Source organism: Xanthobacter aminoxidans (genome assembly GCF_023571765.1).
GTDB lineage: Bacteria > Pseudomonadota > Alphaproteobacteria > Rhizobiales > Xanthobacteraceae > Xanthobacter > Xanthobacter aminoxidans.
In genome coordinates this window covers 45,083-65,944 of sequence record NZ_JAMJXC010000016.1, presented here as the reverse complement: position 1 = coordinate 65,944, position 20,862 = coordinate 45,083, and the positions used below count along the sequence as shown (strand labels likewise).

General features: G+C 68.5%; 19 protein-coding genes. 9 read left to right on the top strand and 10 right to left on the bottom strand.

Features of this window, described 5'->3' with window-relative positions; translation table 11 throughout:
* The first annotated feature begins 260 nt into the window (after positions 1-260).
* A complete protein-coding gene (locus EJ105_RS20800) occupies positions 261-1,082 on the top strand; it encodes an IclR family transcriptional regulator (protein ID WP_024279899.1) in 822 nt (273 codons plus the stop codon).
* Positions 1,083-1,098: 16 nt separating this feature from the next.
* On the opposite strand, the gene EJ105_RS20795 is transcribed toward EJ105_RS20800, so the two are convergent.
* Complete coding sequence (locus tag EJ105_RS20795) at positions 1,099-1,848, bottom strand: SDR family NAD(P)-dependent oxidoreductase (protein ID WP_250167835.1); 750 nt, start codon at positions 1,846-1,848, stop codon at positions 1,099-1,101.
* A gap of 177 nt (positions 1,849-2,025) precedes the next feature.
* Here EJ105_RS20795 and EJ105_RS20790 point away from each other — a divergent pair, with 177 nt between their 5' ends.
* Positions 2,026-2,802, top strand: a complete 777-nt coding sequence (locus EJ105_RS20790) for an SDR family NAD(P)-dependent oxidoreductase (RefSeq protein ID WP_250167834.1) — start codon at positions 2,026-2,028, stop codon at positions 2,800-2,802.
* A 63-nt stretch (positions 2,803-2,865) separates the two neighbouring features.
* Here the strand turns inward: EJ105_RS20790 and EJ105_RS20785 are convergent, their stop codons facing one another.
* From EJ105_RS20785 to EJ105_RS20760, 6 genes are all read right to left on the bottom strand, one after another.
* The gene (locus tag EJ105_RS20785) at positions 2,866-3,933 is read right to left on the bottom strand and encodes a 2,3-butanediol dehydrogenase (RefSeq protein ID WP_250167833.1); all 1,068 of its coding nucleotides are present in this window, start codon (positions 3,931-3,933) and stop codon (positions 2,866-2,868) included.
* A gap of 36 nt (positions 3,934-3,969) precedes the next feature.
* Positions 3,970-4,320, bottom strand: coding sequence for a carboxymuconolactone decarboxylase family protein (locus EJ105_RS20780; protein WP_024279895.1), 351 nt, complete (start codon positions 4,318-4,320; stop codon positions 3,970-3,972).
* A gap of 9 nt (positions 4,321-4,329) precedes the next feature.
* A complete protein-coding gene (locus tag EJ105_RS20775; RefSeq protein WP_250167832.1) occupies positions 4,330-5,115 on the bottom strand; it encodes a glucose 1-dehydrogenase in 786 nt (261 codons plus the stop codon).
* A 61-nt stretch (positions 5,116-5,176) separates the two neighbouring features.
* Positions 5,177-6,295 (bottom strand): acetoin dehydrogenase dihydrolipoyllysine-residue acetyltransferase subunit, encoded by a 1,119-nt coding sequence (locus tag EJ105_RS20770; protein ID WP_250167831.1) that lies wholly within the window; start codon positions 6,293-6,295, stop codon positions 5,177-5,179.
* Between the two features lie 19 nt (positions 6,296-6,314).
* Positions 6,315-7,337: an alpha-ketoacid dehydrogenase subunit beta gene (locus EJ105_RS20765; protein ID WP_250167830.1), complete on the bottom strand. Its 1,023-nt coding sequence runs from the start codon at positions 7,335-7,337 to the stop codon at positions 6,315-6,317.
* 47 nt (positions 7,338-7,384) lie between these two features.
* Positions 7,385-8,407 (bottom strand): thiamine pyrophosphate-dependent dehydrogenase E1 component subunit alpha, encoded by a 1,023-nt coding sequence (locus EJ105_RS20760; RefSeq protein ID WP_280938447.1) that lies wholly within the window; start codon positions 8,405-8,407, stop codon positions 7,385-7,387.
* 405 nt (positions 8,408-8,812) lie between these two features.
* On the opposite strand from EJ105_RS20760, the gene EJ105_RS20755 reads away from it, so the two are divergent.
* The gene (locus EJ105_RS20755) at positions 8,813-10,774 is read left to right on the top strand and encodes a sigma-54-dependent Fis family transcriptional regulator (protein WP_250167829.1); all 1,962 of its coding nucleotides are present in this window, start codon (positions 8,813-8,815) and stop codon (positions 10,772-10,774) included.
* An 85-nt stretch (positions 10,775-10,859) separates the two neighbouring features.
* Here the strand turns inward: EJ105_RS20755 and EJ105_RS20750 are convergent, their stop codons facing one another.
* Entirely contained in the window at positions 10,860-11,780 is a 921-nt protein-coding gene (locus EJ105_RS20750) for a LysR substrate-binding domain-containing protein (RefSeq protein WP_029557710.1), read from the bottom strand.
* A gap of 210 nt (positions 11,781-11,990) precedes the next feature.
* On the opposite strand from EJ105_RS20750, the gene EJ105_RS20745 reads away from it, so the two are divergent.
* The 4 genes from EJ105_RS20745 to oiaK all read left to right on the top strand — a co-directional run bounded on the left by EJ105_RS20745 (position 11,991) and on the right by oiaK (position 16,934).
* Complete coding sequence (locus EJ105_RS20745) at positions 11,991-13,331, top strand: MFS transporter (RefSeq protein ID WP_250167828.1); 1,341 nt, start codon at positions 11,991-11,993, stop codon at positions 13,329-13,331.
* A 67-nt stretch (positions 13,332-13,398) separates the two neighbouring features.
* The gene (locus tag EJ105_RS20740; protein ID WP_250167827.1) at positions 13,399-14,229 is read left to right on the top strand and encodes a phosphogluconate dehydrogenase C-terminal domain-containing protein; all 831 of its coding nucleotides are present in this window, start codon (positions 13,399-13,401) and stop codon (positions 14,227-14,229) included.
* A gap of 90 nt (positions 14,230-14,319) precedes the next feature.
* Positions 14,320-15,564, top strand: coding sequence for a ribulose-bisphosphate carboxylase large subunit family protein (locus EJ105_RS20735; RefSeq protein WP_250167826.1), 1,245 nt, complete (start codon positions 14,320-14,322; stop codon positions 15,562-15,564).
* Complete coding sequence (oiaK, locus tag EJ105_RS20730) at positions 15,561-16,934, top strand: 3-oxo-isoapionate kinase OiaK (protein ID WP_250167825.1); 1,374 nt, start codon at positions 15,561-15,563, stop codon at positions 16,932-16,934. The genes EJ105_RS20735 and oiaK overlap by 4 nt, the downstream gene beginning before the upstream one ends.
* 127 nt (positions 16,935-17,061) lie before the next feature.
* Here oiaK and EJ105_RS20725 read toward each other — a convergent pair whose 3' ends face one another.
* Both EJ105_RS20725 and EJ105_RS20720 read right to left on the bottom strand, forming a co-directional pair.
* Positions 17,062-18,378 (bottom strand): sensor histidine kinase, encoded by a 1,317-nt coding sequence (locus tag EJ105_RS20725; RefSeq protein WP_250167878.1) that lies wholly within the window; start codon positions 18,376-18,378, stop codon positions 17,062-17,064.
* Between the two features lie 25 nt (positions 18,379-18,403).
* Entirely contained in the window at positions 18,404-19,069 is a 666-nt protein-coding gene (locus EJ105_RS20720; protein WP_250167824.1) for a response regulator transcription factor, read from the bottom strand.
* 124 nt (positions 19,070-19,193) lie between these two features.
* Here EJ105_RS20720 and EJ105_RS20715 point away from each other — a divergent pair, with 124 nt between their 5' ends.
* Positions 19,194-19,970 carry an ABC transporter ATP-binding protein gene (locus tag EJ105_RS20715; RefSeq protein WP_024279881.1) on the top strand — a complete coding sequence of 259 codons (777 nt, stop codon included), beginning with the start codon at positions 19,194-19,196 and terminating at the stop codon, positions 19,968-19,970.
* 10 nt (positions 19,971-19,980) lie between these two features.
* Positions 19,981-20,847, top strand: coding sequence for an ABC transporter permease (locus EJ105_RS20710; protein WP_250167823.1), 867 nt, complete (start codon positions 19,981-19,983; stop codon positions 20,845-20,847).
* Positions 20,848-20,862: the final 15 nt, after the last annotated feature.

The window sequence follows — 20,862 nt, the reverse complement described above, 5'->3', positions numbered from 1 at the left end:
GCGTTTCCGTGTTGTAGATTATTCTCGTAATATGAGACTATTTCTGTATCTTGATGTCTGTCAATCGCTCCAGGCCTGCAACGGTCAGGTTTCCGGAGGGCTCCGACGGGTGGCAGTCCCGCGCGGTGGCGCCTAAACGACGGTGGGCTGCGCGGATTTGAAACTGCTCGCAAATTTCAATCCGCGAGCGTGCGGCCCTATAATGCCGCGACAGGTGCTGCGCCTCGGGCGCATGACGCCGCGAGCCGAAGGGACGCTGCATGAGCAGTCTCGACAAGATGCTGAAGGTGCTGGACCTTTTCGGTGAGGACCGCATGAGCATCCAGCTCGATGACGTGCAGGCGGCCGGCGCCTCCCGCGCCACCGCTTATCGCTACATCCAGTCCCTGTGCGATTCGGGCCTGCTCGCCCCCACCACGGGCGGCAGCTATGTGCTCGGCCCGCGCATCATCGAGCTCGACCGCCTCGTGCGCCGCGCCGACCCGCTGCTGACCCGCGCCGGCGGGCCCATGCGGGACGTGAGCGCGCGGCTCGGCATCAATATGATGCTGTGCAGCTATTACGGCGACAAGGTCATGTGCGCCGACATCGTGTGGCCCGAGCGTTCGGTGCCGGAATATTACGAGCGCGGCCGCCCCATGCCCATGTTCCGCGGCGCCATGGCCAAGACCATCCTCGCCCACCTCACCCCCTACCAGCTGCGCAACATCATGCTCTGGCACGGGGAACTGGTGCGCGAGGCGGGCCTCGGCGAGAACTGGGAGCAGTTCCGCTCCAACATGTCGCGCCTGCGCCGCGACGGTTACTGCATAACGCGCGGCGAGGTGATCCCCGATCTCGTGGGCATCGGCGCCCCGGTGTTCGATGCCGAGCGGCGCGTCCTCGGCAGCGTGGTGTTCGCGCTGCCGGAGGCGCGCTTCCAGAGCGCGGGCAAGGAAGAACTGGTGGCCGAGATCAAGACTCTCGCTGCCCGCATCACCAGCGCCATCGCCGGGGAGGCCGGGGTGCGGCCGGCCCAGCGGGCGGCACGCCCGCGCAAGATCCGCAGCCCCGTTCCCGAGGACGCCTCATCCGTGGAGTGAGCCGCCACGCCAGAGGTCAGGAGATGGAGAGGCCGCTGTCCACGGGCAGCACATGCCCGGTGGTCCGGCCCGAGGCATCGGACGCGAGGAACAGCGCCGCCTGCGCCACATGCTCCGGCTCCACCATGCCCAAGAGGTGGGCGGCGGTGAGCCGCTGGGTCGTCTCCAGCTGCTCCAGTTGCGCCACCACCCGCGGCGTGCGGGTGACGCCAGGCGCCACCGCATTCACGCGGATATTGTAGGGTGCATATTCCACGGCCATGGAGCGGGTGAGTGCAGCCACCGCGCCCTTGGCGGCGGTGTAGGCATCCTTGCCCGGCCAGCCCATCAGGGCCACCACGGACGCTGCATTGACCACGGCGCCGCCGCCGGCCTTGATGAGCTCGGGAATGCCGAAACGGCTGACGAGCCAGGTGCCGTGCAGATCGAGCGTCATGGCCCGCCAGAATTCGTCGTCTGGCGCGCGGGTGAGGTCGCTGTCGCGGGTCGTGGAGCCGCCGGCATTGTTGTAGATCACGTCGAGCCGGCCATAGTGCGCGACCGCCGTTGCAACTGCCGCTTCCACGCTTGCCGCGTCGGTCACGTCGGTGCGCACGAACAGGGCGTCGCCGCCGGCTGCATGGATGCGCGCCGCAGTCTCTTCTCCCGCTTCTGCATTGATCTCGGCGACGACGATACGCGCGCCGTTCCGCGCGAACAGCTCCGCTGCGCACCGGCCGATTCCGATGCCCGCCCCCGTAATGAGGGCGACCTTCCCGTCGAGCATTCCGTTCCTCCCCCGTCCCGGATTCTGCGCCGCGCGCGTCCGATGATCGCTTGAACGACTATTAATCTCGTATTATGCGATTTTTAGTTTATTCTAGAATTCGTGGCAAGGGGTATTCGGGGGCGGAGGCGCGACCGGAGGCCAGCCGGCCGCGAACGATAAAGCCGGGAGAAAAACATGACGGAGCTGGAGGGGCGCGTCGCCATCGTCACCGGGGGCGCGCGGGGGCAGGGCGCGGCCGAGTCCCGGCGTCTGGGGCGCGAAGGCGCGGCAGTGCTGGTCTGCGACGTGCTGGTGCCCGAGGGTGAGGCGTTCGTGGCGGAGCTTTCGGCCGAGGGCATCGACGCCCGCTTCCGCCCTCTCGACGTGACAGATCCCGAGGCCTGGGATCAGGCGGTGGAAGAGGTGCGCGGCTGGAAGGGGCGGCTCGACATCCTCGTCAACAATGCCGGCATCATCAACCGCAGCACCGTCTCCGCCACCGAGCCGGAGGCTTGGGAGCGGGTGCTCAAGGTCAACCTCACCGGCGCCTTCCTCGGCATCCGGGCGGCGGTGCCGCTGATGGAGGAGACCGGCGGCGGTGCCATCGTCAACATCTCGTCGAACAGCGCCTTTTCCGGGCATTACGACCCGGCCTACACCGCGAGCAAATGGGGCCTGAGGGGTCTTACCCGCAGCGCCGCCATGGAATATGCCGCGCGCGGCATCCGCGTGAATGCGGTGTGCCCCGGCCTCGTGGTGACGGCCCTCAACGCCGCGAGCCCGCACCTTCAGCCCATGATCGGCATGACGCCCATGGGCCGCAGCGGCACGCCGCAGGAGATCGCCGAGCTGGTGCTGTTCCTCGCCTCGGATCGCTCCGCTTTCATCACGGGCGAGGACTTCGTGATCGACGGCGGCTTCACGGCTGGCGCGAGCTATCGGCGCGTGGCCGTGGAAACCGGCATCTATTGAGCGGCCGGGGCATCGCGCAGGCAGCTGCGCGATGCCCTCGTCACGGAGCGGATCTTCCGGTCCTCAGCGCAGGTCGATGAGGATCTTCAGCTCCTGCCCGGCGGGGTCGAGCAGGGCTTCAAAGCCGTTTGCCACCACCTCGTCGAGGCGGATGCGGCGGGTAACCACCTTTTCCGCCGGCAGCAGACCCTTGCCGATCAGCGCCGCCACCTTCGGCCACATGAGGGTCGTGTAGCACCACGAGCCGCGTACATCGATGTCCTTGAAGGTGACGGTGAAGCCGTCCACCGCCGGCTTGCCCACATGCAGCCCCACCTGCACCACCACGCCCTGCCGGCGCACCGCGTCGATGCAGGTGGCGAGCGCCGCCTCGGCGCCCACGCATTCGAGCGCCACGTCCACGCCCACATGGCCCTCGGTCTGGTCGCGGATGGCATCGGCCACCGCGTCCCGCTTGGGGTTGAGGGTGATGACATCAGGCAGGATGGCCCGCGCCATGGCGAGGCGGTTGTCGTTGGTGTCGGAGAGGAAGATCTGCGTCGCCCCCGCCGCCCGCGCCGCCAGCACCTGCAACTGCCCGATGGGTCCGGCACCGGTGACCAGCACGCTCGATCCCGGCTTCACCCCGCCACGCTCGGCGGCATAGACGGTGACCGCCGTGGGCTCCACCAGCGCCGCCTGCTCGTCGCTGACGAAATCCGGCATGGCGAAGACGTTGTAGTCGTTCACCAACGCGTATTCCGCCATGCCGCCCCATTGCCAGCCGAGGCCGATGATGGCGAGGCTCTCGGAGAGCTGGTAGAGGCCGCGCGTGCCGAAATAGTCGTCGCGCGGCGACACCATGGGCTGCACCGAAACCCGGTCGCCCACCTTCACGTTCGTCACCTCCCTGCCGATGGCGACGACGGTGCCGCCAAATTCATGGCCCAGCACCTGCGGCAGCTTCGCGCCGGTGTAGGGATGCGGGTCGGTCGGGATGAAGATGGGTCCGGCGGCGTATTCGTGCAGGTCGGTGCCGCAGATGCCGCAGAAGCTGTTGCGGATGACGACCTGGCGGGGGCCGGGGGCGGGCGGTTCGCTGATGTCCTCGACGCGCACGTCGCGCTTGGCGTGGAAGCGGGCGGCCTTCATGGGCGTTTCTCCCTTGTGTCTGTTCTTGATGGTTGGTCAGGCCGGCTCGGTGGCGAGGGCGTCGAACGCCTCCAGCGCCTTGCCCGCGTAGACGGCGGACGGCCCGCCGCCCATCTCGATGCACACGCCGAGGATCTCGGCCACTTCCGCGCGGGTGGCGCCGTGGCTCCGCGCATTGGCGGCGTGGAACACGATGCAGTCCGCGCAGCCCTGGTGGACGGCGATGGCGAGGGCCACCAGTTCCTTCATCTTGGCTGGCACGGCGCCGGACTTCGACGCCTCGCCCATGAGACCGCGGAAGGCCGTCATCACCTGCGGCGCCGCCTTGGCAAGGGCGCCGAAACGCTGGTTCATCTCTCTCAATTGCTGGGGCACGGAAGATGTCATGGCGTTTCCTCAGGTGAAGACCATGCCGCCGTCCACGAGCAGGGACTGGCCGGTCATGAAGTCGGATTGGGACGAGGCGAGGAAGCGGGCGACGCCGACGAGATCGTCCGGGCGCGAGGCGCGACCCAGCACAGCGCCCGCCGCGAAGGTCTCGAACGCCTCGTTCTCGCCGTGGGTCAGGCCGCTGTCGCGGAAGCCCTTGTCGATCACCTTCCACATGTCGGTGGCCACCACGCCGGGGCAGAAGGCGTTGGCGGTGATGCCCTCCTTGCCGAAGGCGCGGGCGGCGGCCTGGGTCATGGCCACCACCGCGAACTTGCTGGCGCAGTAGTGGGCGAGGGGCTCGTAGCCTTGCTTGGCGGCGATGGAGGCGGTGTTGATGATCTTGCCGCCGCCGCCCTGCTTGCGGAACGTCTTTACCGCTTCCTGCATGCCGATGAGCACGCCGAGCGCATTCACATCGGTGACGAAGCGCCAGTCCTCCTCGGTGATGTCGAGGAAGGGGCGCGTCTGGGCGACGCCGGCATTGTTGAACAGTACGTCGAGGCGGCCGAATGCTTCTACCGCCTTGTCGATGAGCGCGCGCACCTGCGGCCGCTCGCGCACGTCCACCGGCACGGCGATGGCGGTGCCGCCCGCGGCCGTGATCTCGTTCGCCACCTTCGTCGCTGCCGCCTCTGAAAGGTCGGCGACGACAATGCGGGCGCCGTCCTCCGCGAGGGCCCTGGCGATGGCGGCGCCGATGCCGCCGGCCGCGCCGGTGATGATGATGCTCTTGTCCTTGAGATCGGACATGTGTCCTCCTTCGCCGGTCGCCCTGGCGCGCCGGTGCTTGTCGTTGCGGGGTTTCAGGCGGTCAGCGCTTGAGGTGGTCGAGCAGCAGCTCGTTCACCCGGCCGGATTTTTCCATCTGCACCATGTGGCCAGCGCCGGGCAGCACCTCCACGGTGGCGCGGCCTTCCAGCGCACCGGCATGGGCGGCGGGAATGACGCGGTCGGTCTCGCCCCACACCACGAGGATGGGCGCGTCGGTCTGCTTCAGCCTGTCGGCCAGCACATGGGTCTGCCGCTCGGCGGGGAAGAGATTGGCGGAGAGGGCGGTCAGCGCGCTGTCCACGCCGTCGAGGCGCTTGTACTTGAGGATATCCTCGATCAACTGGCGCGTCACTGTTCCGGGATCATGGAACAACTGCTCCAGCACCGGCTTCATGTCGCGCCGTGAGCCGGCGGCGACGAAGCCGTCGGTGTAGCCGGAATTGATCTCCGGCCCGAGCCCGGCCGAGCCGATGAGCGCGAGGGAGGCCACCCGCTCCGGATGCTCCAGCGCGGAGGCGCTCGCCACCGCCCCGCCCATGGAATGGCCCACGAGATGCGCGCGCGGAATTGCGAGCGCATCCATGAAGGCGATAAGCGCGCCGGAGAGGAAGGCAAGGTTCGCCTCGCCCACCGCCTTGTCCGATTGCCCGTGCCCCGGCAGGTCGAGGGCATAGACCGTGGCAGCCCCGGCGAGGGCGTCGATGTTGAACAGCCAGTTGTCGAGGTCGCCGCCGAAGCCGTGGACCAGAACCACGGTCTTCTCGCCCTCGCCTCGGCGAGCGTAACGCAGGCGGCCGGCGGGCGTGTCCACGAACTCGTAGCGTGGGCCGGCGGCTTCCTCCCCCGCGCCCGCCTCCTCCGGCACCGCGAAGGCGGCGACGAAGGCGTCGATCTCGGCGTCCGGAACGTCCGCATCGGCCAGCACGCCGATGAGCGCCTTGACCGGATAGACCGTGCCCGGCGTGCCGAGGGTCCGGCGCAGGACGCCGGCATCGCCCGCCTCTACCACCCCGGCGATCTTGTCGGTTTCCACCTCGACGATCTCGTCGCCGATGGCGATGGCCGTGCCCTCCGGCTTCAGCCAGCCCGTGACCTTGCCCTCCGCCATGGAGAGCCCCCACTTGGGCATGACGATGGGCTTGATGCGCGTATCCGTCATTGTCCGATGTCTCCGGCGATCAGGCGGCGAGCGCCTGGGGATGGGTCTTCAGCACGGCGGCGGCGATGGCGTCGGCGGAGGGGATGTAGAGGTCCTCCAGCGCGGGCGAGAACGGCACAGGCGTGTGTGGCGCGGTCACCATCTGCGGCGCCGCCTTCAGCGCCCCGAAGGCCTGCTGGGCCACATAGGCCGCCACGTCCGTGGCGATGGAGCAGCGCGGGTTGGCCTCGTCCACCACCACCAGGCGGCCGGTGTTTTCCACGCTCTCGATCACCGTGTCCCAGTCGATGGGCGAGAGGGTGCGCAGGTCGATCACCTCCGCCTCGATGCCGCTGCGCTTCGAGAGGGTCTGTGCCGCCTCCAGCGCCCGGTGGACGGTGAGGCCGTAGCTGACGATGGTTACATCCCGCCCGTCCCGCACCACGTTCGCCTCGCCGAAGGGGATCGCGTAGGGCTCGGCTGGCACGTCCGCCTCGCTGGCGTAGAGGTTCTTGTGCTCGCAGAAGATCACCGGATCGTCGTCGCGGATGGACTGGATCAGGAGGCCCTTGGCGTCATAGGCGTTGGAGGGGCACACCACCTTTAGCCCCGGCACGTGGGTGAACATGGGGGTGAGCATCTGCGAGTGCTGCGCGGCGGCGCGGAAGCCGGCACCGACCATGGCGCGGATGACCACGGGCGTCTTCGCCTTGCCGCCGAACATGTAGCGGAACTTGGCCGCCTGGTTCAGGATCTGGTCGAAGCACACGCCCATGAAGTCGAGGAACATCAGCTCCGCCACCGGGCGCATGCCGCAGGCGGCGGCGCCGATGGCCGCGCCGATGTAGGCGCTCTCGGACAGGGGGGTGTCCATCAGGCGGTTGCCGTGCTTGCCGTAGAGCCCCTTGGTGACGCCGAGCACGCCGCCCCAGGCGTCCATCTCCCCCGGCGAACCGGAGCCGCCGACGATATCCTCGCCGAGCAGGATGACGGAGGGATCGCGGCGCATTTCAAGGTCGAGGGCTTCGTTGATCGCCAGCTTGAAGCTGAGGGTGCGGGACATGGTTTCCTCCAGGAAATCGTTGGGCCGTGCGGGTTCGCTGTCGTGGCTCAGTAGGAGACGTAGACGTCGCTGGTGAGCTCCTGCGGCGTCGGCTGCGGGGCCGACTTGGCCGAGGACACGGCGTCGTCGATGAGGTTTGCCACCTCGCGGTCCATGAGCGCGATCTCGGCATCGGAGACGATGCCCGCCGCCGTCACGCGATCGGCGAAGATCTTCAGGCAGTCGCGGTTGAGGCGGTTGAAGTCGTTCTCGCCCTTGGCCTTGTAGGTCTGGCTGTCGCCCTCGAAATGGCCGTAGAAGCGCACCATCTTGCATTCGAGCAGCGCCGGCCCGCCGCCCGCGCGCGCCTTGGCGATCAGTTCGCCGGCCGCCTTGTGGACGGCAAAGAAGTCCGTGCCGTCCACGCTGACGCCCGGCAGGCCGAAGCCGTGGGCGCGGTCGAGAAAGTTGTCCACGCCCGTTGCGTAAGTAACCGAAGTCGCCTCTGCGTATCCGTTGTTCTCCAGCACGAAGATCACCGGCAGGTTCCAGACGGCGGCGAGGTTCATGCTTTCGAGAACCGTGCCCTGGTTGGCCGCGCCGTCGCCGAAGAAGGTGATGCCGACCCCGCCGTCGCCGCGGCACTTGGCGGCGAGCGCGGCGCCGCAGATGAGCGGCGCACCGGCGCCGAGGATGCCGTTGGCGCCCATCATCCCCTTGGAGAGATCGGCGATGTGCATGGAGCCGCCCTTGCCGCGGCACGAGCCGGACGACTTGCCGTAGATCTCGGCCATCATCTCCTCCACGTCCACGCCCTTGGCGATGCAGTGCCCGTGGCCGCGATGGGTGGAGGCGATGCGGTCGCTGTCGGTGAGGTGCATCATGATGCCGGTGGCGCAGGCCTCCTCGCCGGCATAGAGGTGGACGAAGCCGGGGATGTCGCCCTTGGCGAATTCCACGTGCAGCCGCTCCTCGAAATCGCGGATGGTCCGCATGGTGCGGTAGGCCGCAAGCAGAGCGTCCTTCTCCAGCGGAATGGGATTGTTGGACAGCGCGCCGTCGGCGGTCTGCATGGGCGACGTGATGGACATGGGCTTTTCCTCCTCCTTCGGATCGACGGGACCGGCAGGGAGGAAGGGCAGCCGCAGGCGTGCCCGTTCACGGCCCGCTTCTGGCGGAGCGGGCCACGTTTCCTTCCCTTGCCGTGTTCTTCAGTGCCGGCTTCGCGCCGGCTTGATGGAAAGGACAAGAGCAAGGGGCGGGCCAATCGCGCCCGTCGCGTCAAACCGTTGCGGGACAAGGCGGTGCCGCCAGCGTGGCGCGGGGGCACCTGAGGCGGTGACGCCACAGGTGTGGCGCCGCGCGTGCCACAGGTGTTGCAGCTTGGCCCTCACCATGGATTTCGCGGACACACCCCTGACCCGCGGAAAGGCTTGCGGGCGCTCCATTTCGCGGCAACACTCGCGCACAATAAAAAACGATCTGGGAGGATCGTCATGCGACAGGAGCAGGTCGCGCATATCGACGAGCTCATGCGCGCGGCGAGCGGCTTGCCCGTGCCGTCACGCGGCACGCGCGATCCCGTCATCATGAAGTCCTGGCAGCGCTGTGTCAGCGAGCACCGTCTCGATCCGGTGGTGTTGCGCGAGCCGTTGATCCTGCCCTCGACGCAGCTGCGCGAGCATCAGGACGCCATGGACGAATTCACCCACACTGCGCGCTTCGGGGTGGAGACGCTCTATCGGGACGTGGCGGGGCTCGGCTACGTGCTGCTGCTCACCGATGCCAAGGGCATCACCGTGGACTTCATCGGCGATCCCACCTTCGACGCCACGCTCATGCGCGCCGGCCTCTATCTCGGCGCCGACTGGAAGGAGCCGAGCGCGGGCACTTGCGCCGTGGGCACCTGCATCGCCACCGGCGAGGCGCTGGTGGTGCACCAGACCGATCATTTCGACGCGACCCACATCCCGCTCACCTGCACGGCGGCGCCCGTGTTCGATCCCTCCGGTGCGCTCGCCGCCGTCCTCGACATCTCGGCGCTGCGCTCCCCCCAGCCGAAGGAGAGCCAACTCCTCGCGCTCCAGCTGGTGAAGTCGGTCGCGCACAAGATCGAGACGGCGAACCTGCTCAATCGCTTCCGGGGCGAGTTCATCCTGCGCCTCGCGCCCTCGCCCGAATTCGCCGACGTGGACCCGCCCTACGTGCTGGCGGTGGACAGTTCCGGCTGCATCGCCGGTTTCAACAGCAAGGCCCGCGCGCTGCTGCGGCGCGAGCTGGAGGCACGCCCGCCGGCCGATGCCGTGCGGCCGCTGGTGGGGCGCCGCCTGAGCGAGTTCATCGAGATCGCCATCGACGACCTGCCGCGCCTTGGCCCGGCGAGCCCCGTGGCGCAGCGCATGGTCCGCCTCGCCGGCACGGGGACGCCCATGTTCGCCCATTGCCAACTGCCCGCCCGCATCTCCACGCGGTCGGTTGCGGCCGCCCCGCCGAGCCTGCCGGCACCGCTCGCCGGCCTCCACGGCGGCGATGCGGCCATGGCGACGGTGACGGCCCGCGCGGCGCGGCTCGTGAACACGCAGATGAACCTCATCGTCTGCGGCGAGACGGGCACCGGCAAGGAGTTCCTCGCCAAGGCCATCCACGCTGCCGGCGCCCGCTCCGCGCGGCCTTTCGTGGCGGTAAACTGCGCGGCGCTGCCGGAGACGCTGATCGAGGGCGAATTGTTCGGCTACGAGGCGGGCGCCTTCACCGGCGCCGTCGCACGCGGCCGCAAGGGTCTGGTGCTGGAGGCGGACGGCGGCACGCTCTTCCTGGACGAGATCGGCGACATGCCGCTGACCCTCCAGACCCGCCTCCTGCGCGTGCTCGCGGAGCGGGAGGTAACGCCTTTGGGCCGCACGCGGCCGGTGCCGGTGAACATCCGCGTCATCGCCGCGACCCACCGCGATCTCCTCGCGGAGGTGAACGCCGGCCGCTTCCGCGAAGACCTCTATTTCCGCCTGAGCGGCGCCGTCCTGGCCTTGCCGCCGCTGCGCCGCCGCGCCGATTTCGAATGGTTGGTGGAGCGCCTCCTGGAGGAGCGGGGCAAGGCGGCGAAGACCCGCTTCAGCCTGTCGCCGGACGCGCTGGATCTGCTGCGCGCCTATCGCTGGCCCGGCAATATCCGCGAGCTGATGAACACGCTCGATTTCGCCTGCGCGCTCGCCGCCGAGGGGACGATCCAGTGGGAAGACCTTCCCGAACGCCTGCGCGAGGCTGACGCCCCGCACGAGGCGGGCGCGGCTGCCCTGTCGCCCGCCTTCCCGTCAGGAGAGGGAGAGATCGCCCACGACCGGCTCCTCGCCGCCCTGCGGGCGCGGAGCTGGAACATTTCCGCCGTCGCCCGCGACCTCGGTGTGGACCGCACCACGATCCACCGCCGCATGCGCCGCTACGGCATCGCGCGCCGCGTCTAGGGCCAACCATGCGCAAAAAGGGGGGATGCGCGATGGCCCGCTTCGGCAGTCTCTGAATGGATCTCATCTCCAAGCCGACCTGAGGTCAGGCTCCGCCACGCGCCGGCCGGGGCGCCGCGCCGAATGTCGCCATCTCGCCTACGAGCCACGCTTCGAGTGCCCTCAGTTCGGCGCGGATGGCGGCCTGCGGCGAGATCCACAGCCTCAGGTGCCGCGCGCCGGGCGTGAAGCCGAACGGCGCCACCAGCCGGCCGGATTGCAGTTCGCTCAGCGCCAGCATGTGCGGCACCACCGCAACGCCGAGGCCGCAGGCCGCCGCCTGGATGAGCAGATAGAAATGATCGAAGCTGCGCTGCGCCTTGAGGGTGAGGTCGCCGTTGCCGGTCGCCTCGGCCCAGTCCCGCCACGCCTCCGGCCGGGTGTTGGTGGCCAGAAGGTGCGCGCGCGCCAGATCATCCGGCGTCGCCAGCGGCATGGCGGCAAGATAGTCGGGGGCGCAGACCGGCCCGATCCACTCTGCCCCCAGTTCGCGGATGATGGCATCGCGTGGCGGCGGGATGGTGGAGGAGCGGATCGCCAGCGAGATGTTGTCGCGGCTGAAATCCACCTTGTCGTAATTCATGTTCAGCTCCACCTGCACGTCCGGATTCCGACGGTGAAACCCGGCCATGCGCGGGATGAGCCAGCACAGCATGATGGAGGCCGAGCAGGAGAGGGTCAGCGGTCCCGGCCGCACCCGCTCAAGCGTGGCATGGATCACCCCGAACGCGGTCGTCAGCCCCTCGGCGAGGCGCTGGCCTTCGGGCGTCGGATCGGTGGCGGTACCCCGGCGGGCCAGCAACTGCACGCCGAGCGTCGCTTCCAGCGCCTTCACATGGCGGCTGACGGCCCCGTGCGTGACGCACAATTCCTCCGCGGCCCGGCTCATGCTCCGGTGCCGCGCCGTGGCCTCGAACGCGCGCAGCGCCACCAATGATGGCAAGGGGTGGCTCGGCTGTTGAGACATCGGCTGAAGGCTCAGTTTCGCTGCAATGCAGCATCCTAAATGTGAGTTTAACTCACATCCGGCGGACAACAAATCGATTGTTCCTGCCGCCTCCCAGCGCCTAATGGCGCACGTCAGCTCTAAGCCCGGGCAGCCACCTGCGCGGCGTCCCGAGCCCAAAAACAAGAATGCGCAGACGGCAACCCATCTGCCTTATCTGGGAGGATAACCATGCCTGAGCCCGAGGTGTCGGCCGTCGAGCGGTCGGCCATCAGCAAGGTCTGCTGGCGGCTGACGCCGTTCATCGGCCTGATGTTCTTCATCAACTTCCTCGACCGTACCGCCGTGTCCTTCGCCGGACCCAACGGCATGACCAAGGACCTCGGCCTGAACGCCGCACAGTTCGGGTTCGCCGCGGGCATCTTCTTCCTCGGCTACATCCTCCTGGAAGTGCCGAGCAACCTTGCGCTCCACAAGTTCGGCGCCCGCCGCTGGCTGGCCCGCATCATGGTCACCTGGGGCATCGTCGCCCTGCTGTTCACCTGGGTGAGCAGCGTGGAAGGCCTCTATTTCCTGCGCTTCCTGCTGGGCGTTGCCGAAGCCGGCTTCTTCCCCGGCGCGATCCTCTATCTCAGCCTGTGGGTACCGGCGCGTCACCGCAACAAGGTGCTGGCGCTGTTCTATGTGGCGCAACCGCTCACCATCGTCATCGGTGCGCCCTTCGCGTCGGCGCTGATCGGTGCTGACGGGCTGATGGGCCTTGCCGGCTGGCGTGTCATGTTCTTCGGCGTCGCGGTGCCGGCCATCGTGGTGGGTGTGATCGCCTGGTTCTACCTCGTGGACAAGCCGGCCGACGCGAAATGGCTGACCGCCGCGGAGCGCTCCTGGCTCACGTCCGAGCTCGCCAAGGAAGAGAAGGCGAAGGGCGGCTCGCACAACATCCTCGCCACCGGCGCGCTGCTGAACGGACGGGTGTGGCTGCTCTCCTTCGTCTATTTCGGCCTCATCTACGGCCTCTATGCATTGGCCTTCTTCCTGCCCACCATCATCTCCGGCTTCGAGGCCCAGTTCGGCTCCAAGTTCAGCGTGATGCAGAAGGGCTTCATCACCGCCATCCCCTATCTGCCCGCGGCATTCGCCCTGGTGCTGTGGAGCCGGCAGGCGGCGAAGACCGGCGTGAAGCCCTGGCACGTGGGCCTGCCCGCCCTCATCGGCGCCGTTTCCATCCCGGTGGCGCTCTACGTGAACTCGCCTGCGGCCACGGTGGCGGTCATCACGGTCACGGCCTGCGCCATCTTCTCGGCACTGCCCAACTTCTGGGCCATCCCCGCCCGGTTCCTGTCGGGCGCCGGTGCGGCGGCGGGCATCGCCCTCATCAACACGGTAGGCAATGTGGCCGGCTTTGCGGCACCCTTCATCACCGGGTGGGTGAAGGATGCCACTGGCTCCTTCCAGGCGGCGATGTTGCTGGTGGGCGGCTTCATGCTCCTGTCCGCGGTGCTGACCCTGGTGGTGGCGCGGCAGGGCGAGAGCCTCGCCGACAGGGCCGCGGCTCCGGCGCGCTCGGCCTGACGGCGCAACTGAACAAACACGAGGGGCCGGCCCTGCCGGCCCCGATGAAGACGACGGGAGAAACAAGATGGATGCGAAGATCGCGCTGTTCGGCGCCGGCGGAAAGATGGGCGTGCGCCTGTCCAAGAACCTCGCCAAGACGGACTTCCGCGTGGCCCATGTGGAGGTCAGCGAGGTCGGCCGCAGGCGGCTCAAGGACGAGGTGGGCGTCGACTGCACCGAGGTGGATGCCGCCCTCGACGGCGCCGACGTGGTCATCCTCGCCGTGCCGGATACGCTCATCGGCAAGGTCTCGCACGCCATCTCGCCCAAGCTGAAGGCGGGCACCATGGTGATGCTGCTGGACGCCGCAGCACCCTTCGCTGGGCATCTGCCGGAGCGGCCCGACCTCATCTATTTCGTCTCGCACCCCTGCCACCCGTTGATTTTCAACGATGAGACCACCGAGGAAGGCCGGCGCGACTATTTCGGCGGCGTGGCCGCGAAGCAGTCCATCACCTCCGCGCTGATGCAGGGGCCGGACGAGGCGTTCGCCCTGGGCGAGGCGGTGGCGAAGGCCATCTACGCCCCCATCCTGCGCTCCTATCGCCTGACCGTTAAGCAGATGGCGATCCTGGAGCCGGGCCTGTCCGAGACCATCTGCGCCACCTTGCTCGATGTGATGCGGGAAGCCATGGACGAGACGGTGCGGCGGGGGGTGCCGGCGGAGTGCGCGCGGGACTTCCTGCTGGGCCACATGAACATCCTTGCGGCGGTGACGTTCAAGGAGATTCCGGGCATGTTCTCAGATGCTTGCAACAAGGCCATCCAGTTCGGCAAGCCGCGGCTGATGCGGGACGACTGGCTCAAGTGCCTGGACAATGACGAGATCGCCGAGAGCATCCGCCGCATCACCTGAGCGGTACCAGCTCCCCCGAGAGCCCAACCAATTCCTTAACAAAGGCAATTGGTTGGACTCACCTGACAGACGACCTTGGGAACCCCTGTGATGAGCGATCGTGTCCATGCCACCTACTGGATGGAGACCGGGGGCGACCCGGCGCGGACGGCGGAGGTCATCGCCGGGGAGCAGTCGAGCGGCACCTTCGTGGCGCTGGCCACCGAGACGGCGGAGCTGAAGCAGCGTTCGGGTGCAAAAGTCGAGCGTCTCGAGATACTTGACGTGGTGGACCGGCCCAGCCTGCCGGGCGCCATGGCGTCCGATCGCTACACGAGGGCGACGCTCGAACTGTCCTGGCCGGTGGAGAATTTCGGCCCGTCCCTGCCGAACCTGATGTCCACCGTCGCCGGCAATCTGTTCGAGTTACACCAGGTTTCCGGTCTGCGTATCACCGGCCTTCAGCTGCCATTCGGTTTCACGTCAGCTTTCAAGGGTCCGGCCTTCGGCATTTCCGGCACCCGCCGCCTCGCCGGAGTGGCGGAAGGGCCCATCATCGGCACCATCATCAAGCCCTCCATCGGCCTCACGGCGGAGGAGACCGCGCAGCAGGTGCGTGAGCTGATCGCCGGCGACATCGACTTCATCAAGGACGACGAATTGCAGGCCGACGGCGGCCGCTGCCCCTTCGAGGAGCGGGCGCGGGCGGTGATGCGGGTGGTGAACGATGCCGCCGACCGGCGGGGCCGCAAGGTGATGGTGGCCTTCAACATCACCGGCGACCTGGACGAGATGCGCCGCCGGCATGACCTGGTGCTGGAGCTGGGGGGCACCTGCGTGATGGTGTGCCTGAATTCCATCGGCCTCGTGGGGGTGCGGGAGATCGCCCGCCACGCCCAGCTGCCCTTGCACGGCCACCGCGCCGGCTGGGGCACGCTCTACCGCGCCCCGGCGCTGGGGTGGGACTATGCCCCCTGGCAGCAGCTCTGGCGGCTGGCGGGGGTGGACCACCTGCATGTGAACGGGCTCTACAACAAGTTCTCCGAGAGCAATGAGAGCGTCATCGCCGCCGCCCGCGCGGTGCTGGCGCCCATCAATGACACGGCCCCCATGGAGGCCATGCCGGTCTTCTCCTCCGGCCAGACCGGACGGCAGGCGGCACAGACCTATGCCGCCATCGGCTGCGCCGATCTCATCCACACGGCGGGCGGGGGCATCTTCGGCCATCCCGCCGGGGTGCCGGCTGGCGTCGAGGCGCTCAGGGCGGCGTGGCGGGCGGCCATGGCGGGGGCGAGCCTTGAGGACGAGGCGACCCGCAGCACCGCGCTGAAGACCGCGCTCGGCTTCTGGCGATGACCTCGGGGACCAAGACCGGGGCGGCGCTGCCGGAGGGCCTGCTCCTCGCCTATTACGGCGACGACTTCACCGGCTCCACCGATGCGCTGGAGGCGATCACCGCGGCCGGCGTGCCCTCGGTGCTGTTTCTGCGCCCGCCCACCGAGGAGATGCGCGCGCGCTTTCCCCATGCCCGCGCCATCGGCCTTGCCGGCTCCTCGCGCGGGCGATCGCCGGAGTGGATGGACAAGGAGCTGCCGCCCCTGTTCGCCCGCCTCGCGGCGCTGGGCGCGCCGGTGCTGCACTACAAGGTCTGCTCCACCTTCGATTCCGCCCCCCATGTGGGCTCCATCGGCCGCGCCATCGATCTCGGGGTGCGGCAGATGGGCGGTGGCTGGTCGCCCATGGTGGTGGGCGTGCCGCGCCTCGGCCGCTACCAGATGTTCGGCAATTTGTTCGTCACCTGGAACGGCACCACCTACCGGCTGGACCGCCACCCCACCATGTCGCGCCATCCGGTGACGCCCATGGACGAGGCGGACCTCGGCCGCCATCTCGCGCGCCAGACGGACCGGCGCATGGCCCTCATCGATCTCGCCGAGATCCGCGCCGGCAAGGCGCAGGCGCGCTGCGACGCGCTCCGGGGCGATGACACACCCGTGGTGCTCATCGACGTGATGGATGAGGCGACCCTGGTGGAGGCCGGACGGCTCATCTGGGAAAACAGGGGCGACGGCCTGTTCTCCGCCTCCTCCTCCGGCCTGCAATATGCGCTCGCCGCCTATTGGCGCAGCCTCGGTCTGCTGCCGGAAACACCCGGTCTGCCCAAGGCCGCGGCCGTGGAGAAGATCGCCGTCGTCTCGGGCAGCTGCTCGCCGGTGACGGCGGCGCAGCTCGCTCACGCGCGGACCGCCGGCTTCCACACGGAGCGGCTGGACCTTTCCCACGCGCTCTCCGACGTCCATCGGGAGGCGGAAGTCGCCCGCGCCGTCGCCACCGCCATGGATGCGCTTTCGCGTGGCCTGAGCCCGGTCGTCTACAGCGCCGAGGGGCCGGACGATGCGGCCGTCGCCGGCTTCGACGCGACCGCCGCTGCGGCCGGCCTTTCCCGTGCCGATGCGGCACGGCGGGTGGGCACGGTGCTGGCGGAGATCATGCGCCGCATCGTGGAGAGCGGCGCGGTGCGGCGGGTGATGGTGGCGGGCGGCGACAGTTCGGGCGAGGTGATGGAGGCGCTCAACATCTTCGCCCTCGACATCGTCGCCGGCCTCGCCCCCGGCGCCCCCCTGTGCCGCGCATGGTCCGACGACCCGCTCTATGACGGGCTGGAACTGGTGCTGAAGGGCGGCCAGATGGGGCCGACCGATTTCTTCCCTCAGGTGAGGGGCTGAGGCGCTCCGCATTCCTGTCGCGCACTCTCAGGGCCGGCTGTCTTAACGCCGCCGGCCCGATCGTTCTTCGCGCCCGCCCCATGATCGACGGGATCGAGCTGCCGCTCCGGCTCCGAGTGCGCCCGGTTCAGCGCAATTCGAGGACCACGCTGAAATCGCCGTCGCCCCCTTCGAAGCGCAGCGTGCCGCCGTGGGCGCGGGCGACTTCTCCGGCGATGGCCAGGCCGAGGCCCGAGCCGGACGAGGCGGCGCCCTTCTGGAACGGCATGGCGATGCGCGCCTGATCGGACGCGGGAATGCCGGGGCCGTCGTCCCACACCCGCAGCGCGACGCCGTCCGGCGTGCGCTCCACAGATACCGACAGCCGCTTGCGGGCGCCGTGCATCAGGCCGTTGTGGATCAGGTTGGCCAGCGCCTCGCCAACGCTGATGGCGTCCACATCGAGCAGCGGCGCGCCCTCCAGCGGCACGAAGCTGATGGAGATTTCCCGATCGAGGGTGAGAGGCACGGCGCGGGAGAGCACGGCCTTCGCCAACGCGTTGAGGTCGGTGGGCGCAAGGCTCTGCGCGCGGGCGCGGTGGAGCACCATGGCGTGGTCGAGCAACTGGCTGGTGAGCCGGCCCAACTCGGCGATGCGCGACCTCAGCCCCTCCAGTTGCGCGGTGTGCGCGGGATCTTCCGTCTCCAGCAGTTCCACCTGCGCATCGATGGCGGCGAGCGGCGTGCGGATCTGATGGGCGGCATCGGCGATGAAGCGCTGCATGAGCGCGATGCGCTCTCTGAGGCGCAGCATGAAGCCGTCGATGGCCTCCACCAGCGCCCGCGCCTCGGGCGGCGGTGTGAGTGCGATGGGGCTCAGATCGTCGGGCTGGCGGCCGGCGATCTCCCGCTCGATGCGGGTCAGCGGGGAGAAGACGAGGCGCAGGCTGAGCGCCGCCGTGGCGAGGGCGAGAAGGCTCATGGCCGCGATCATGGCGAGGGCCTTGAAGGCGAGGTCGGAGGTGAGCGCGGCCCGCGCCGAGAGCGTCTGCGCGACAATGATGCGGGTCCAGCCATCCCCCGGCGCGCCCTCCACCTTGCGCACGAGGCCGGCGACGCGCACCGGCTGCCCCTGATACTGGCCGTCCTCCAGCACGACGCCCTTGCGCAGGCGTTCCGGCGAGGCCGCGAGCGTGAGGTCGCCATAGCCCGCCACCACGATGCCGCGCGGATCGGTGACGCTGTAGAATACGAGGTCGTAGGCGGAGAGCGTGGCGATGGCGGCGACCGGCGGATCGAGGGTGACGACGCCCCCTTGCAGATAGATGTTCTCCGCGATCTGCACCGCCCCGCCCACCAGCAGCTTGTCGTAGGCATCGCGGGCGGCCAGCGCCGCATATTGCCATGCGGCGAGGCTCAGGACCGCGGCGCCCAGCAAAAGGATCGCCGCCAGCGCGGTGAGCATGCGGGCGCGGAGGGAGGCCCGAAGGTCACGAAGCGACAAGCTGGTAGCCCAGGCCGCGCTCGGTGCGGATTTCGACGGAGGTGGCGGCGAGCTTGCGGCGCAGCCGGGTGATGAATTGCTCCACCGCATTGGTGCTGGGATCGCGGTCGAAGCCGAACAATTGCTCCAGCAATTCCTCCTTGCCGACGAAGGCGCCGGGGCGCGAGGCGAGGATTTCCAGCACGGTCAGCTCGCGCCGGGTGAGATCGAGCGGTGCGCCCGCGATCATCGCCGTGCGTCCCGCCCGGTCGATCACCAGCGGGCCGGCCTTGATGGTGTTGTCCGCCATGCCCGCCGCCCGGCGCAGCAGGGCCCGCGCCCGCGCCTCCAGCTCGCGATAGTCGAACGGCTTCACCAGATAGTCGTCGGCGCCGAGGTCGAGGGCGCTGATCCGGTCGTCAACCGCCGAGCGCGCGGTGAGCACCAATACGGGCGTGCGCAGGCCGCGCCGGCGCAGGTGCTTCAGCACGGTGAAGCCGTCCATGTTGGGCAGCATCACGTCGAGCACCACGAGGTCGTAGGGCTGCACCTCGATCAGCTCGCTCGCGGTGCGCCCGTCGGTCTCCCAGTCCACGGCATAGCCGATGCGCTCGAAGCGCTTCTGCACCGCGAGGCCGATCTCCGGCGTGTCTTCCACCAGCAGAATGCGCACCGAACGCTCCCGCGATCAAAGCCGCCCCGTGTCAGGTTCGGGTCAGGATCGCCGGCTATGATCCTAAGCAAGGTCGCCGAAGTGCACCAAGAACAATTTGCGCCGCTTGGCGCGGGGAGGAACGATGACTATGCATCCAGACCAGACTGGATTCGCGCCGCTGCTCAGCGTCGAGGGCGTGACCCTTCAATACAAGACGCCCGACAGTCTCGTCACGGCCACCTATCGCGTGGACTTCAAGGTCTACGATTCCGACCGCTTCGTTCTTCTCGGTCCGTCAGGTTGCGGCAAGTCCACGCTGCTGAAGGCCATCGGCGGATACATCACGCCGACCGAGGGCAAGATCCGCCTCAAGGACCATGAGGTGAAGGAGCCCGGCCCGGACCGCATGATGGTGTTCCAGGAGTTCGACCAGCTCCTGCCATGGAAGACCGTCGGCGAGAACGTGATCTTCGCGCTCACCTCCTCCGGCCGCCTGGGCGCCGCAGAGGCGCGCGAGCGGGCGCGCTCGTATATCGACAAGGTGGGCCTCACCAAGTTCATCGACAGCTATCCCCACATGCTCTCCGGCGGCATGAAGCAGCGCGTCGCCATCGCCCGCGGCATGGCCATGGAGCCGGACGTGCTGCTGATGGACGAGCCGTTCGCCGCGCTCGACGCGCTCACCCGCCGCAAGATGCAGGACGAGCTGCTGCAATTGTGGGACGACACGCGCTTCACCGTCCTGTTCGTCACCCACTCCATCGAGGAGGCGATCAAGATCGGCACGCGCATCCTCCTGCTCTCGCCCCATCCCGGCCGGGTGCGGGCGGAGCTGAACAGCGTTCCGGCCGAACAGATGGGCACCTCGGCGCAGGTCGAGCTGGAAGCCCGCATCAACGACATGCTCTTCGGACACTGAGGATACGCCCGTGAACCAGACCCTCGCCTTGCGTCCGGAGATCGTCAATCCGGAAACGCCCCTCGGTAACATCACCGTCGAGGCCACCCTTTCGCCCTTCGAGCGCATCTACCGCATCGGCGCGGTGCGCAAGGCCATCATCCTCGTGGCGCTGGCGGCGCTGTGGCAGGCCTATGGCCTGTGGCTCGCCAATCCGCTGCTGTTCCCCACCTTCACCGACACGCTCTCGGCCTTCTTCGAGAACGTCGCCAACGGGGTGATCCCGGCGCGCACCCTCTCCTCGCTGGAGACGCTGCTCATCGGCTATGCCATCGGCATCGTGCTCGCCGCCGTGCTCACCACCATCGCCATCGGATCGCGGCTCGGGGCGGACCTGCTGGAGGCGCTGACCTCCATGTTCAATCCGCTGCCGGCCATCGCGCTGCTGCCGCTGGCGCTCATCTGGTTCGGGCTCGGCAAGGGCAGCGTCATTTTCGTGCTGGTGCACTCGGTGCTGTGGGCCATCGCGCTCAACACCCATTCGGGCTTCCGCGCGGTGTCCAAGACGCTCACCATGGTGGGCCTGAACTACGGCCTGCGCGGTCTGAAGCTGGTGCGGCTCATCCTCATCCCCGCCGCCTTCCCGGCCATCCTCACCGGCCTGAAGGTGGGCTGGGCCTTCGCCTGGCGCACGCTGATCGCCGCCGAGCTGGTGTTCGGCGTATCCTCCGGTTCCGGCGGCCTCGGCTGGTTCATCTTCGAAAACCGCAACCAGCTGGAGACGGCCAACGTCTTCGCCGGCCTGTTCACCGTCATCCTCATCGGCCTCGCCGTGGAAAACCTGATCTTCGCCACCATCGAGCGCAAGACCGTGCATCGCTGGGGCATGCAGCACTGACCCGGGTCGCCAAAC

Bases quoted from the DNA above. Each gene is read 5' to 3' on its own strand.
- EJ105_RS20800 (WP_024279899.1), top strand. From the start codon at position 261: ATGAGCAGTCTCGACAAGATGCTGAAGGTGCTGGACCTTTTCGGTGAG.
- EJ105_RS20795 (WP_250167835.1), bottom strand. From the start codon at position 1,848: ATGCTCGACGGGAAGGTCGCCCTCATTACGGGGGCGGGCATCGGAATC.
- EJ105_RS20790 (WP_250167834.1), top strand. From the start codon at position 2,026: ATGACGGAGCTGGAGGGGCGCGTCGCCATCGTCACCGGGGGCGCGCGG.
- EJ105_RS20785 (WP_250167833.1), bottom strand. From the start codon at position 3,933: ATGAAGGCCGCCCGCTTCCACGCCAAGCGCGACGTGCGCGTCGAGGAC.
- EJ105_RS20780 (WP_024279895.1), bottom strand. From the start codon at position 4,320: ATGACATCTTCCGTGCCCCAGCAATTGAGAGAGATGAACCAGCGTTTC.
- EJ105_RS20775 (WP_250167832.1), bottom strand. From the start codon at position 5,115: ATGTCCGATCTCAAGGACAAGAGCATCATCATCACCGGCGCGGCCGGC.
- EJ105_RS20770 (WP_250167831.1), bottom strand. From the start codon at position 6,295: ATGACGGATACGCGCATCAAGCCCATCGTCATGCCCAAGTGGGGGCTC.
- EJ105_RS20765 (WP_250167830.1), bottom strand. From the start codon at position 7,337: ATGTCCCGCACCCTCAGCTTCAAGCTGGCGATCAACGAAGCCCTCGAC.
- EJ105_RS20760 (WP_280938447.1), bottom strand. From the start codon at position 8,407: ATGTCCATCACGTCGCCCATGCAGACCGCCGACGGCGCGCTGTCCAAC.
- EJ105_RS20755 (WP_250167829.1), top strand. From the start codon at position 8,813: ATGCGACAGGAGCAGGTCGCGCATATCGACGAGCTCATGCGCGCGGCG.
- EJ105_RS20750 (WP_029557710.1), bottom strand. From the start codon at position 11,780: ATGTCTCAACAGCCGAGCCACCCCTTGCCATCATTGGTGGCGCTGCGC.
- EJ105_RS20745 (WP_250167828.1), top strand. From the start codon at position 11,991: ATGCCTGAGCCCGAGGTGTCGGCCGTCGAGCGGTCGGCCATCAGCAAG.
- EJ105_RS20740 (WP_250167827.1), top strand. From the start codon at position 13,399: ATGGATGCGAAGATCGCGCTGTTCGGCGCCGGCGGAAAGATGGGCGTG.
- EJ105_RS20735 (WP_250167826.1), top strand. From the start codon at position 14,320: ATGAGCGATCGTGTCCATGCCACCTACTGGATGGAGACCGGGGGCGAC.
- oiaK (WP_250167825.1), top strand. From the start codon at position 15,561: ATGACCTCGGGGACCAAGACCGGGGCGGCGCTGCCGGAGGGCCTGCTC.
- EJ105_RS20725 (WP_250167878.1), bottom strand. From the start codon at position 18,378: ATGCTCACCGCGCTGGCGGCGATCCTTTTGCTGGGCGCCGCGGTCCTG.
- EJ105_RS20715 (WP_024279881.1), top strand. From the start codon at position 19,194: ATGACTATGCATCCAGACCAGACTGGATTCGCGCCGCTGCTCAGCGTC.